Source organism: Spirillospora sp. NPDC046719 (assembly GCF_040645715.1).
GTDB lineage: Bacteria > Actinomycetota > Actinomycetes > Streptosporangiales > Streptosporangiaceae > Spirillospora.
Genome location: NZ_JBEYYT010000270.1, coordinates 1 through 12,967, shown reverse-complemented (window position 1 = coordinate 12,967; position 12,967 = coordinate 1). Strand labels below are relative to the sequence as shown.

The following is a 12,967-nucleotide window of genomic DNA, read 5'->3' as shown; positions in this document are numbered from 1 at the left end:
ACGCGCGCGCCACGGAGGAGAACGAGGAGAGACGCGTGCACCCCGTGTCCTGCCATCACTGCGGTTCCTGCGTGCTGGTGGAGAAGAACAGCCTCGCGCACACGCTCGTCCAGTGGACGGCCGACACCCGGCAATGCGCGGAACTGGGCGAGAGGCCCGGACAGGCCGTCGTCCGCACATGCCTGCGGCTGCGCGACAGCATCGAGGCCGCCGTGCGCGGCGGGCGCGTTCCGATCGGAACCGGACAGGTCCGGCAGCCGATCCGATGACCGCCCCCACCGGAGCGCGCGTCAGCGCGCTCAGCGTTCTCGAGGTGATCGACGAGACCTCGGACGCCCGTTCCTTCGTCCTCCGAGTACCCGAGGACCAAGGGGAAAAGTTCGCCTACCGGCCAGGGCAGTTCCTGACGGTCCGGGTTCCGGGCCCTGACGGCTTCCCTCTGGCGCGCTGCTATTCGCTGTCCAGCGCGCCCGGCACCGACCCCCATCTGAAGATCACGGTCAAACGGGTGAAGGGCGGGGCGGCATCGAACTGGATCTGCGACCACGTACGCCCGGGGGACGCGCTCGAGGTGCTGCCTCCCGCCGGTGCCTTCACCCCGAAGCCGCGGACGAACGACGTGCTGCTCGTCGCGGCCGGCAGCGGGATCACGCCGGTGATCTCGATCGCCAAGGCGATCCTGGCCCGGCCCGAGGGCACCGCCGCCCTCCTCTACGCGAACCGCGACGAGTCCTCGGTCATCTTCGCCCGCGAACTGCGCGATCTCGCCGACCGCGCGCGGCACCGGCTCCGCGTCGTCCACTTGCTGGAAAGCCTTCAAGGGCTGCCGACCGAGGCGGCGCTGGCCGGATTGACCGCGCCCTTCGCGGGGGCCGACGCCGCCTTCGTGTGCGGGCCCGAGCCGTTCATGGACGCGGTGACCGCCGCGCTTCGCACCGTGGGCATGCCCGCCGGGAGGATCGTGGTCGAACGTTTCCGTTCCCTCACCGGGGACCCCTTCGCGGACCCGTCGCCGGCACCGGCCGGCGAGACGGTCGCCGCGCAGGTCGACGTCACACTCGACGGAACGCGGCACTCCTTGGCCTGGCCCGCTGAGACGCCCCTTCTCGACCTGCTCTTGTCGCAAGGGCTCGAAGCGCCCTTCTCCTGCCGGGAGGGCGCCTGCAGCGCCTGCGCCTGCAGGGTGACCGCCGGCGAGGTCAAGATGCTCCGCAACGACGTGCTCGAGGACGAGGACCTGGAGGAGGGCTGGGTGCTCGGCTGCCAGTCCGTCCCCGTCACCGACCACGTCGAGATCACCTACGACTGACCCGCCGCCGACCGCCTCCAGCCCTCAGGAGCCCTGCGCGACCGCCGCGCGCAGGGCTCCGCGGCATGCCTGGTCATCGGGGCGCACGGGAGCCCGATCCGTCGGTTTCATCCTCTTTACAGGCACGTGAACGGTGACTACTGTCACAGCTATGGCAGATTCTGCCAAGTTGACGGAATCTGACATCCAGGTGTCCGCGTGGCCACCGATCGTCCTGGAGGTGCACGTCATGACCACAGCCCCCGCGGAGCAGGCTCCGGCGACGATGCTCGACCGCGTCTCCTCCCTCCTGGAGGCCTTCGACGGCACGCGGCGGCTGACGCTCGCCGAGCTGGCCCGGAAGGCGAACCTTCCGCGGTCCTCGACCCACCGCATCCTGCAGCGGCTCGTCGACATGGGCTGGGTGGAACGGCACGGCTTCGAGTACGGCCTCGGCATGCGCATCTTCGAACTCGGCTCCCTCGTCGTCCGTGGAGACGGGATCCACCGCGCGAGCCTGCCGATCATGCACGAGCTGCACCGGCGCACCGGGCTCACCGTCCACCTCAGCGTCCTGCGCGGCGCCGACGTCCTGCACATCGAACGGGTCGGCGGCTGGCCCCAGAACACCGACGGCTGGCAGGTCGGCGCGCGGCAGCCCGCCCACCACACGGCGCCCGGCCGCGCCCTGCTGGCCCGGCTCGATCCGGCCGAGCGCCCGGCGCCGGACCTGTCCGTCCCGCCGACCGCCTACAGCCTGCGGACGCACGCCCAGTACGAGCGCGAGCTCTACAAGGTCAGCGACCACGGCGTGGCCGTCGACATGCAGGGACTCGTCCTCGGCATCGCCTCGGTCGCCACGGTCGTCGGCCCGTCGGGGCGTTCCCCGGCGGCGCTGTCGCTCACCGGGCCGGCGGCGTCGCTGCGCACCGGCGACCTGGTCGCGCACCTGCGCATCGCCGCGGCCGACATCTGGGACGCCGTCACAGGGGTGCCGCGGGTCGGAGCCCGGCGGCGTCCGAACGGTCTCCCCCGGGGTCCGCGCACCGGTCCGGCGAGCGGCCCGGCCGCTCCCCGGCCGCGCACCCCCGAACCGGCCCGTCAGGCCTGAGCGGCCGAGGCCCCGGTCCAGGGCGACACGAGCGCCGCCATCGCCCGTTCCAGCAGCTCGTGGAGCTCCTCCAGATCCTGGGCGGTGTCCTCGCGGATCCAGTGGTAGTACGTCAGCCGGGACGCCTGGAGCACCAGTCCCGCCCGCAGCAGGCGCTCGAAAGGCTCGTCGGAGACCAGCCCGCGCTCCTGGAGGAAATCGGCGATCGGCCCGATCAGCGGCTCGTCGATCGCATGCCAGCGCGAGAGGTATTCGGGAGAGTCCCTGATCACCGACAGGAAACGGCGCTGGAAAAGCGTCGGCGGACCGTCCCGGAACATCGTGCGCGGATAGAACACCTCCGCGAGGGTCGTCGCCACGTCGCCGCCCTCGGGCGCGTTCCGCAGCGCCTCGACGACCGCCTCCGCCGCCCGTTCGAACAACGGCACCACGACGTCCTCTTTGACGGCGAAGTGGCGGTAGAACGTCCGCTGGGAGATCCCGGCGCGGTCGCAGATCGTCTCGACCGTGGTGCTCGTCCCGCCGTCGAGCGCGAACAGCTCCAGCGCGGTCCGTGCCACGGAGAACCGCAGCTCCTCGGCCCGGCGCTCGGTCAGTGTCCGGCGCCCGGAGCCCTTCACCACGACCACTTCCTCCCGTGCGCGGTCCTCGTGACGGACCGAGACTAGGCGATCAGCCTAGCCCCACCGTCCCGGCCGACCGCTGCGTGGGCGCGATGCGAGAAGGCGTCTACTGACCGGAACATCCGCACCGGACGCGCCGGCGGCCTTCTTAACGTGGGCGCCGAGCCCGCCACCGCCCTTTCGGGGGGGCACGCCGGGCGAAGGCCCGCGCACCCGCAGGAGGTCCTCGTGATCATCGATATGGATGCCCATTACGAGCCCACCGCCGACTGGCTGGACTCCTTTCCCCGATTGAAGCGGGAACTCCCCGACAGGTACCCGGAATCGGATCCCCGCTTCGCGCTCGCCTCCGCCGAGGAGTTCGCGTTCTTCATGAGCGACGACCTGCTGCGCCACGCCCCGCCGGAGCGGCGGATGCCGATCGAGCGGCTGACGACGCCGAGCATGGAGCTGATGTTCGACATCACCAGGTCGGACGCGGCCGGCCTCGGCTACAAGGGCGCGACGATGAACCCGGAGATGACCGACCCGGCCGTCCGGATCGAGTGGCTCGACGGGCAGGGCATCGCCAAACAGGTCGTCACCACCGGCACCGGCTACACGCTCGCCCGGGTCATCGAGGATCCGGACCTCGGCATGCGGACGCTCGAGGCCGTCAACACCTGGATGGGCGAGCGATCGAAAGGTCACACCGACCGGATCATGCCCACGACGACGTTGCGGTGGGAGGACCCGGACTGGTGCGTGCGCGAGCTCACCCGGATGCGCGAGCTGGGCAGCCGGACCTTCCTCATCAACGCCGAGCCCGTCGGCGACCGCCCGACGACCCACCCCGACTACGACCCGGTGTGGGCCGCCGCGAGCGCACTCGGGATGATCGGCGTCATCCATGTGGGACTCAGCCCGGCGACGTTCCATCCGGGCTGGTCCACCACCGACAAGCCGGCGATCGTGCGGCTGCTGGCGACCCTGCACATGTCCCAGACGGCCGAGACCTGGCTCACCTCGGCGATCTTCGAGGGCGTCTTCGAGCGGCATCCGAAGCTCACCGTCCTGATGTCGGAACAGGGCATCGCCTGGGTCGCGCCGCTGATCCGCAAGCTCGACGCGTTCGTCGCGAGCAAGGGCAGCGACGTCCGGATCGGCCGCTACACCCATTCGCTGACGCCGAGCGAGTTCGCCGCCCGCAACCTCCGGGTGTCGCCCCTCCCGACCGACGCCGAGAACCCCACCGCACTGCTCGACGCGTTCCCGACGGTGGGGGTGTTCGCCTCCGACTATCCGCATTTCGAGGGAAGCGGCGACCCGGTCGGCCACTACGCCGGGCTCTTCGCCGACCGCGGCGACGAGGCGGTCCAGGGCTTCCACAGCGAGAACATCCTCGCCTCCTATGCCGCGATGGGAGACCCGCTGCTGTGAACGCCTCCGACGTCCCCACCCACGAGGTCGCCGACCTGGTGTCGCGCTGGTGGTTCGCCTACGACGAGGGAGACTTCGCCGCCCTGGCCGCGCTCCTCGCCCCCGACGCGCACTTCACCTGCCGTACCGACACCGGCGACTCCCCCTTCGAGGAGTTCGTCCGCTGCGACGTCCGCGGCGCCGAGGCGGTCATGGCCTGGAACACCGACCACCGCCTGAACAGTCCCTATCCCTTGCGGCACAACGGCACGAACGTGCACGTCACCGGCCGGGACGGCGGCGGCACGCGCTTCGCGTCGTACATCTTCGTCACCAAGGTCGTCAGCGGCGTGCCGGCGAACCTCTCATCGGGAACCGTCACCGGCGCGGTGGCGCCCCACGGCGGGCGGCCGGTGTTCCAGGCCCTGTCCGTCGTGCTCGACACCATGGACTCCCTCGACCACCTTCCCGAGGACCGCTCGACGGCCTTCCCTCACTCGCGACCGGCCGCACGGGAGAACGCATGACGATCTCGAAGGAGCGGTTCGGCGGCGGGACCGCGCTGGTCACCGGAGGCGGCGCCGGCATCGGCGAGGGATTCGTCCGTCATCTCGCGGCCCTGGGCATGAGGGTCGTCGTCGCGGACATCGTCCGGTCCCGCGCCGAAGAGGTCGTGGCGGCCGTCCGGGACGCGGGCGGCGCAGCCGAGCCCTACGAGGTCGACGTCACCGACGACGCCGCCGTCGAACGGCTGGCGGAGCACGTCTTCGCCTCGTCGGAAAGCCTCGACCTGCTCATCAACAACGCCGGCGTCGAGACCGCGGGCCGGCTGTGGGAGATACCGGCCGCCCGCTGGCGCCAGGTGATGGCGATCAACGTGGACGGGATCGTGCACTGCCTGCGCGCCTTCCTTCCCCGCATGATCGCGGCCGGGCGTCCCGCCGTCGTGGCCAACCTGTCATCGGTCGGCGGCGTGAAGACGGCCCCGTTCCAGGCTCCGTACATCGTCAGCAAGCACGCCGTGCTCGCCCTCACCGAATGCCTGCACCAGGAGCTGCGGCTCGTCGGCGCGCCGATCCAGGTCAGCGCCGTGCTGCCGCACTCGGTCCGCAGCCGGATCTTCCTCGACGCCCAGGCGTCCGCGCCCAGCGACAGCGCCGAGGCCGACCGGTTCTTCGACTGGATGCAGCAGGCCAACGTCACGACCGGGCTGGACCCGGTGTCGGCGGCCGAGCACATGGTCCGGCAGATCGCGGCCGGCGAGTTCTGGGTCTTCTCCGACGACGCGCGCTGCGCGGAGACCCTCCAGGCCCGAGCCGACCAGCTGGCGCACCGGGCCGATCCCCCCGACTTCCGATCGATGTTCCCGGTGCTGGAGACCGGGGCAGGCGGCTGACGGCCGCGAAGAGATCCGCCCCAGGAGAAAGGAGCGGGCATGGACGCCGCAGCGGCACCGGACCCGCGGATCGTCAAAGCGCTCGACACGGCGCGCGAGCTCGGCGAGGAGGGCGTGCAGGTCGCCGCCTACCTCGGCGGCGAGCTCATCGTCGACGCCTGGGCGGGCGCCGCCGACCCGGCGACCGGCGCCCCGGTGGACGGCTCGACGCTGTTCAACGTGTTCTCGGTGACGAAGGCCGTCACCGCGACTGCACTGCACCGGCTCGCAGGACGTGACCTGGTCGACTACGGCGCGCCGGTCGCGCGGTACTGGCCCGAGTTCGCCCGGAACGGCAAAGAGGCGATCACCGTCGGGCACGTGCTCGCCCACCGGGCGGGCATTCCGTGGATGCCCGAGGACGTCACACCCGAGCGCCAGGCCGACTGGCGATGGATGATCCAGGCGATCGAGGACACGGCGCCGAGCTACCCGCCGGGAACCGTCAACGCCTACCACGCGCTGGTCTGGGGCTGGATCGTCGGCGAGATCGTCCGGCGCGCCGATCCCGGGCACCGGCCGATCGAGACGGTGATCCGGCAGGACCTCCTGGAGCCGCTGGGCATCACCGACCTGTTCCTCGGCCTGCCGGAGTCCGAGGACGGCCGGGTCGCCCCCCTCAACGGCGGCGACCCGCCCGGCGACGCCCCGGACCTCTACCTGCGCGGCATGCCCCGGCAGGTCTTCCCGGGCTCCTCGGTCTACAACACCTCCTTGGCGCGCCGGACCGTCAACCCCGGCGCCGGCGGGATCGGCACCGCCCGCGCGTTCGCCCGGTTCTTCGCCATGCTGGCCGGGCACGGAGAACTGGACGGCGTCCGGCTGCTGGAGTCCGAGCACGTCCGCTCCTTCACCCGGCCCCGGGACGGCGCCGACGACGACGACCTCTACCTCGGCGGCGTCGCCCACGTCGGCGCGTACGGCTACTGGCTCGGGGGCCCGGCCCCCGGCACCAACCCGGTCATCGGCCCGAACCCGCAGATCATCCACCATCCGGGGGCGGGCGGATCACTGTCCTGGGCCGAACTCGACACGGGCCTGGCGGTGTCCATCTGCCACAACCGCCTGCACGAAGGCCCGTTCGCCCCCGGCGCGCATCCCTTCGTCCCCATCGCCGACGCGGTCCGCGCCGTGGCCGCCGACCGCCTCGGCGACCCCAGGAGGTGAGCGACATGGCACACCCCTCCCCCGCCGAGGACCGCGCGGAGATCCACGACCTGCTGTCACGGTTCGCCTTCCTCGCCGACGACGGCGACCTCGCGGACCTGGGCGCCTTGTTCGCCGCGGACGGCGTCTGGGAGTCGGGCCGGGTGACCTGGCACGGACGAGAGGAGATCGTCGCGGGTCTCGGCAAGTACCGCGCTGACGGCCTCGCCGGTCCCGGCTCCGGTGTCCGGCACGTCGTCACCACCGTCGAGGTCGGCATCGACGGCCCGGAAAGAGCACACGCCCGCTGCTACGTGCTCGTCACCGGCACGGCCGAAGACGCCGCCGCCCGCCTCACGCTCGTGGGCCAATACCAGGACGTCCTGCGTCGCGAGGACGGGGCCTGGCGCTTCGGCCATCGCCGCTTCGTCCCGTAGCCGGCCGTCCCCTCACAGAAGGAATCCGCATCCCGTGCCAAGCTCGAAGAGAGTCCCCCGGCTCGACCCCGACGCCCACGCGTTGAAGGCCGCCTACGCGGCCAACGGCGTGCCGCCGATGAGTCAGATCGGTGTCGAGGCCATGCGCAAGGTGCTCGAAGACGTCCCGCATCCACCCGGCCTGCCCGAGATGGCGGCGATCGACGAGCAGTCGCTGGACGGCCCGCACGGCCCGTTCAAGCTGACGATCTACAGCCCGACGGACGACCCGGCGCTGCCCGGCATCGTCTACTTCCACGGCGGCGGCATGGTGCTCGGGTCCAACCACTCCTTCGCGCCGCTGGCACGCAATCTCGCCCACTTCACCGGGGCCCGCGTCCTGGCCGTCGACTACCACCTGGCGCCGGAGTTCCCGCCGCCCGCCCAGCTGGACGACGCGTGGGCCGCGACCGAGTGGATCGCCGGGCACGCCGCCGAGTTCGGAGTGCTCGGCGGCCGGCTGTGCGTCGCCGGCGACAGCGCGGGCGGCACCCTCGCGGCCGGGGTCGCCCTCATGGCACGCGACCGCGGCGGTCCGGACGTCTTCTGCCAGATCCTGATGTACCCGGGGGTGGACCGCGACATGGGGGCCGCGTCCATCTCCGAGTTCGCGGACGGTTTCGGCCTGAGCCGCGACGACATCCACTTCCTCCACGAGGCCGCAAAGGCCGGCGGGCCCGAACCGACGTCGCCCTACCAGGTGCCCGCCTACGCCGACGACCTCACCGGCCTCCCCCCGGCCATCATCGCCGTCGGCGAACTGGACCCGATCCGCGACTGGGCCGAACGGTACGGCGAGCGGCTGCGCGACGCGGGGGTCCAGACCACCATCACCCGCTACCCCGGCGGCTACCACGGCTTCCTGCTGCGCATGGACCACCTCGCGCGGGGCCGGCTGGCCATGGCGGAGATCGCCGGCCTACTCAGGGCCAAGTTCGCCCATCCGCTGCCGTGGTGAGCCCCGGCCCCGCCCTCGTCCCGGCCGCCGGCGCCGCGCCCCCGGACAAAGGAACCGCTGCCCCATGACCGTCATATCTCCGACCGACCCGACCTATGTCGTCCAGCCGGTGCCCGACGCGGACCCGGACGCCCTGCGCGCCGCGATCCGGGCGGCCGATCCGGGCGCGCTGCTGATGGCGATGGTCCACGTGTCCGGCGACGTCTCGCTCGTCGACGAGTTCCGCGCCGAACTCGACGCCGCGTCCCGCCGCCTGCGGGAAGCGGGAGAGCCTCCGCTCCTATTCGGGCAGTACCCGCACTCGGTGGCGCAGAGCATCCGTGCCCGCGCTCTCACCCTCTTCGGAACCGGCATGGTGCCGGCGATGGCGGTCCCGGACGACGAACTGTTCTGCCGTATGGCCGAGCTCTGCGTCAACGACGCCGTCGGCGCGGAGTTCGTCCCGCACCTGCGCGAGATGGCGGGCTTCGAGGCGGCCCGGCGGCGCGTCGCGGCCGGCGGGCGGCCGCGGGCGGACCTCAAGGTGATCGTCGTGGGCGCCGGCATGGTCGGGATCAACGCCGGGGTGAAGCTCGCGGAGGCGGGGTTCGAGTACCGGATCTTCGAGGCGGGCGACGACCTGGGCGGCACCTGGTCGCGCAACGTCTATCCCGGCGCCGCCGTCGACACCCCCAGCCACTTCTACTCGTACTCATTCGAGCTGAATCCGGACTGGTCGAAGTACTACCCCACAGGGCCCGAATACCTGCGGTATCTCCGGCACGTGGCGCGCAAGTACGACGTGGAGCGGCACATCGCGCTGTCCACGCGGGTCCTGCGCTGCGAATGGATCGAAGAGGCGCAGCACTGGACCGTGACCGTACGGAACCCCGACGGCTCTGTGGAAACCCATGAGGCCAACGCGGTCGTCACCGCCACCGGCGTCCTCAACGCCCCCTCCATCCCGGACATCGAGGGGATGGAGGACTTCGCGGGCACGATGATGCACACCGCGGAGTGGAACACCGACGTCGATCTGACCGGCAAGCGCGTCGTGCTCCTGGGAACCGGCTGCACCGCCGTCCAGGTCGCCGCCGGCCTCGCGGGGCGGGTCGAGTCACTGCACGTCGTGTTCCGCCAGCCGCACTGGATCGTGCCCGAGCCCATGGTCGAGAAGGACGTCCCCGCCCCGGCCCGCTGGGCTCTGGCCAACATCCCGTACTACCACCAGTGGTTCCGCCTGAAGACCTACTGGTACGCGGGCGACAAGGGGTGGGACATCCCGCGCATCGACCCGGAGTGGTACGCGACCCACGTGTCGTCATCACCGGCCAATGACGCCCGCATGCAGGCGTGCCTGAACTATCTGAACACCACGTTCCCCGACCGTCCCGATCTGCGCGCCGCGCTCACGCCCGACTTCCCGCCCTTCGCCAAGCGCATCGTCAAGGACTCGGGGTTCTTCGCGGCGCTCAAGCGGGAGGACGTCTCGGTGCACCGGGCGTCCTTCGAACGGATCGAGCCCGGCGGTGTGGTCACGACCGGCGGGGACTTCCTCGCGGCCGACGTCATCATCTTCGCGACGGGCTTCAAGCTGGAGTTCCTGTCGTTCATGGACGTCATCGGCCGGCGCGGCCGCAAGCTGGCCGACGAATGGGCCGACCAGGATCCGCGAGCGTACCTGGGCATCACGGTCCCCGGCTTCCCGAACCTGTTCATCACCGGCGGCCCCAACACCGCGCCCAACCACGGCGGCGGTCACAACAACCTGAGCGAGGCGCAGGTCCACTACATCGTCGAGTGCCTGCGATACCTGGACGAGAACGCGCACTCGGCGATGGAACCCCTGCGGGACGCCACGGACGAGTACAACCGCCGGGTGGACGAGGCACTGGACAAGACGGTGTGGAAGCACGCGAACGGCGCGAGCGGCTACTACCGCAACGAGGCGGGGCGCCCGTGGATCAGCTGCCCCTGGCGGCTCGTGGACTACTGGGCGATGCTCCGCGAACCCGCACCGGACCACTACCGCTTCACCGGTGCCCGCAGGGCGCGCGCCTCCTCCTCACCCGACGATCCGAGAGAGACATGACCGGTTACACGACGCTCCGCCTCGAGCGGCCCGAGCCCGGAATCGCCGTCGCCCGGCTCGACCGGCCCGAACGTCTCAACGCCATCACCTTCGAGATGTTCGAGGAGTTCGTCCGGCTCCAACGGGACGTCGACGCGGACGACGGGATCCGGGCGCTCGTCATCACCGGGGCGGGCCGCGGCTTCTGCTCCGGTCTCGACCTGGACCTCGCCGAGCGGCTTCCCCGGATGACCGCCACGGAGATGCTCGAAGGGCAGGAGTCCTGGGCGCGCTCGATCGGCGGGTTCCGCACGATGCGCACTCCCGTGATCGCCGCGGTGAACGGCCCGGCCGCCGGCGCCGGCATGGCCCTCGCGCTGGCCGCCGACATCCGGGTCGCGGCCACGACGGCGGTCTTCAACGCGGCCTTCGTGCGCATCGGCCTGTCGGGCGGGGACGTCGGCACGTCCTGGCTGCTGCCGCGCGTCGTCGGGCTCGGACGCGCCTACGAGATCCTGCTGACCGGCCGCAAGGTCGACGCGCAGGAGGCCCTGCGGATCGGCATGGTCACCGACGTCGGCGACCCCGAGGACGTCCTGCCCCGCGCGCTGGAGACCGCCCGCCTGATCCGCGAGAACAGCCCGCTGGCCATGGCGTTGACCAAGCAGGTCGTCCAGACCAACGTGGACGCGCCCTCCCTGGAGGCGGCCCTGGCTCTGGAGAACCGCAACCAGGTGCTGGCCTCCCGCTCGTCCGACATGACCGAAGCGCTCCAGGCCTTCCGGCAGAAGCGCCGACCGCTCTTCACCGGACGCTGAGGGGAGGCATTAGGTGGACGACGAGCCGGAATCCAGGCCGCCGACGGTGACCCGCGCCCGCCGGCAGAGCCTCGGCGACATCCCCCGCCGAACGGCACGACGGGTACCTGGAAAGCTCGCGCTGGTGGACGGGGACACCCGGCTCACCTTCAAGGAGTTCGACGACCGCATCGACCGGGTCGCCGCCGCCCTGGCGGAAGCGGGGCTCGGCAAGGGCGACCGGCTGGCGATCCTGTCCCGCAACTGCTGGCAGTACCCCGTGCTGGTCTTCGCCGCCGCCCGCATCGGGGTCGTCACCGTGCCGGTGAACTTCATGCTGGGCGGCTCGGAGATCGCCTATATCCTCGCCCACAGCGCCGCCGACGCCCTCGTGGCCGAGAGCGCGCTCGTCCCGACCGCGACCGAAGCCCTGGGCGTCGCGGGCGCCGCGGTCCGCGTACGCGCGGCCCTCGGCCTGGACGGAACGGCGGTCCCCGACGGCTGGGCCGACGCCACCGCGTGGGCGGACCACCCCCGTTCGGACCCGCCCGATGTCGACATCGGCGACGACGACCTGCTCAGGCTGATGTACACCAGCGGCACCGAGTCGCGTCCCAAGGGGGTGATGCTCGGGAGCCGCAGCCTGATGTGGCAGTACACCAGCACGATCATTTCCGGCGGGATGTCCGCCGACGACGTCGAGGTCCACGCGCTGCCCTTCTACCACTGCGCCCAGCTCGACAACTTCCTGATCACCGACATCTACCTCGGCGCCACGAGCGTGATCCTGCGCGGGCCGGACCCGGACGCGATCCTCAAGGCCGTCGATGAGGAGCGCGCGACCAAACTGTTCGCACCTCCGACCGTGTGGATCGGCCTGCTGCGCTCTCCGCGTTTCGACTCCGCCGACCTCGGCTGCCTGCGCAAGGGCTACTACGGCGCCTCGGCCATGCCCCGGGAGGTCTTGCGTGAGCTGAGCCGGCGGCTCCCCGAGGTCCGCCTCTGGAACTTCTACGGGCAGACCGAGATGGCCCCGATCGCCACCGCCCTTCCCCCGCAGGACCAGCTGAGCCACGCGGGTTCCGCCGGACTGCCCGCCCTCAACGTCGAGACGCTCGTGGTGGACGACACCGACGCACCGGTGCCGCCCGGCACCGTCGGGGAGATCGTGCACCGAAGCCCGCACGCGGCGCTGGGATACCTGGGCGCACCCGACCGGACCGCGGAGGCGTTCCGCGGCGGCTGGTTCCACTCCGGCGACCTCGGCTACCTCGACGCCGACGGCTACCTGTACGTGGTCGACCGCAAGAAGGACATGATCAAGACCGGTGGGGAGAACGTCGCGAGCCGCGAGGTGGAAGAGGTCCTCTACCGCCACCCGGACGTCGCCGAGGCGGCGGTCTTCGGCGTCGACCACCCGCATTGGATCGAGGCGGTCGTGGCGGCCGTCGTGCCCCGCGGCGGCGCGAGGCCGAGCCCCGAGGACATCATCGCGCACTGCCGGGCCGCACTGGCGGGCTTCAAGACGCCCAAGCACGTCCTGATCGTCGACGCCCTCCCGAAGAACCCCAGCGGCAAGATCCTCAAACGCCGGCTCCGGGAGCGGTTCGCCCACGTGGCGACGGGCGAGCTCCCGCCCGCACCCTGATCCGGCCCGGCCGGCCCGGTGACGCGTTTCTCCGGGC

Annotated in this window: 13 protein-coding genes; 12 read left to right on the top strand and 1 reads right to left on the bottom strand. The window is 71.5% G+C overall.

From position 1 onward, the window contains the following. The 3 genes from ABZ914_RS33955 to ABZ914_RS33945 form a co-directional block, all read left to right on the top strand. The coding region (locus tag ABZ914_RS33955) for a hypothetical protein (protein ID WP_500198278.1) at positions 1-269 on the top strand (269 nt) is incomplete at its 5' end. Between the two features lie 44 nt (positions 270-313). Then, positions 314-1,309, top strand: a complete 996-nt coding sequence (locus tag ABZ914_RS33950; RefSeq protein ID WP_500198276.1) for a 2Fe-2S iron-sulfur cluster-binding protein — start codon at positions 314-316, stop codon at positions 1,307-1,309. A 229-nt stretch (positions 1,310-1,538) separates the two neighbouring features. Next, on the top strand, positions 1,539-2,399 hold the full coding sequence (locus tag ABZ914_RS33945; RefSeq protein WP_500198275.1) for an IclR family transcriptional regulator: 861 nt from the start codon (positions 1,539-1,541) through the stop codon (positions 2,397-2,399). Here the strand turns inward: ABZ914_RS33945 and ABZ914_RS33940 are convergent. After that, positions 2,390-3,022, bottom strand: coding sequence for a TetR/AcrR family transcriptional regulator (locus tag ABZ914_RS33940; protein WP_500198273.1), 633 nt, complete (start codon positions 3,020-3,022; stop codon positions 2,390-2,392). The genes ABZ914_RS33945 and ABZ914_RS33940 overlap by 10 nt on opposite strands. 228 nt (positions 3,023-3,250) lie before the next feature. Between ABZ914_RS33940 and ABZ914_RS33935 the strand changes: the two genes are divergently transcribed. The 9 genes from ABZ914_RS33935 (at position 3,251) to ABZ914_RS33895 (ending at position 12,930) form a co-directional block, all read left to right on the top strand. Beyond that, positions 3,251-4,441, top strand: coding sequence for an amidohydrolase family protein (locus ABZ914_RS33935; RefSeq protein WP_500198272.1), 1,191 nt, complete (start codon positions 3,251-3,253; stop codon positions 4,439-4,441). Beyond that, positions 4,438-4,947, top strand: a complete 510-nt coding sequence (locus ABZ914_RS33930; RefSeq protein WP_500198270.1) for a nuclear transport factor 2 family protein — start codon at positions 4,438-4,440, stop codon at positions 4,945-4,947. Before ABZ914_RS33935 ends, ABZ914_RS33930 begins: the two co-directional genes overlap by 4 nt. Next, positions 4,944-5,816 (top strand): SDR family NAD(P)-dependent oxidoreductase, encoded by an 873-nt coding sequence (locus tag ABZ914_RS33925; protein ID WP_500198269.1) that lies wholly within the window; start codon positions 4,944-4,946, stop codon positions 5,814-5,816. Before ABZ914_RS33930 ends, ABZ914_RS33925 begins: the two co-directional genes overlap by 4 nt. Positions 5,817-5,855: 39 nt before the next feature. Next, positions 5,856-7,022, top strand: coding sequence for a serine hydrolase domain-containing protein (locus tag ABZ914_RS33920; RefSeq protein WP_500198268.1), 1,167 nt, complete (start codon positions 5,856-5,858; stop codon positions 7,020-7,022). 5 nt (positions 7,023-7,027) lie between these two features. Continuing rightward, positions 7,028-7,438 (top strand): nuclear transport factor 2 family protein, encoded by a 411-nt coding sequence (locus tag ABZ914_RS33915; protein ID WP_500198266.1) that lies wholly within the window; start codon positions 7,028-7,030, stop codon positions 7,436-7,438. 34 nt (positions 7,439-7,472) lie between these two features. Further along, positions 7,473-8,435: an alpha/beta hydrolase gene (locus ABZ914_RS33910; RefSeq protein ID WP_500198264.1), complete on the top strand. Its 963-nt coding sequence runs from the start codon at positions 7,473-7,475 to the stop codon at positions 8,433-8,435. A 64-nt stretch (positions 8,436-8,499) separates the two neighbouring features. After that, positions 8,500-10,506, top strand: coding sequence for a flavin-containing monooxygenase (locus ABZ914_RS33905; protein ID WP_500198262.1), 2,007 nt, complete (start codon positions 8,500-8,502; stop codon positions 10,504-10,506). Continuing rightward, positions 10,503-11,303: an enoyl-CoA hydratase/isomerase family protein gene (locus ABZ914_RS33900; protein WP_500198261.1), complete on the top strand. Its 801-nt coding sequence runs from the start codon at positions 10,503-10,505 to the stop codon at positions 11,301-11,303. Before ABZ914_RS33905 ends, ABZ914_RS33900 begins: the two co-directional genes overlap by 4 nt. A gap of 13 nt (positions 11,304-11,316) precedes the next feature. Next, on the top strand, positions 11,317-12,930 hold the full coding sequence (locus tag ABZ914_RS33895) for a fatty acyl-CoA synthetase (protein WP_500198260.1): 1,614 nt from the start codon (positions 11,317-11,319) through the stop codon (positions 12,928-12,930). Positions 12,931-12,967: the final 37 nt, after the last annotated feature.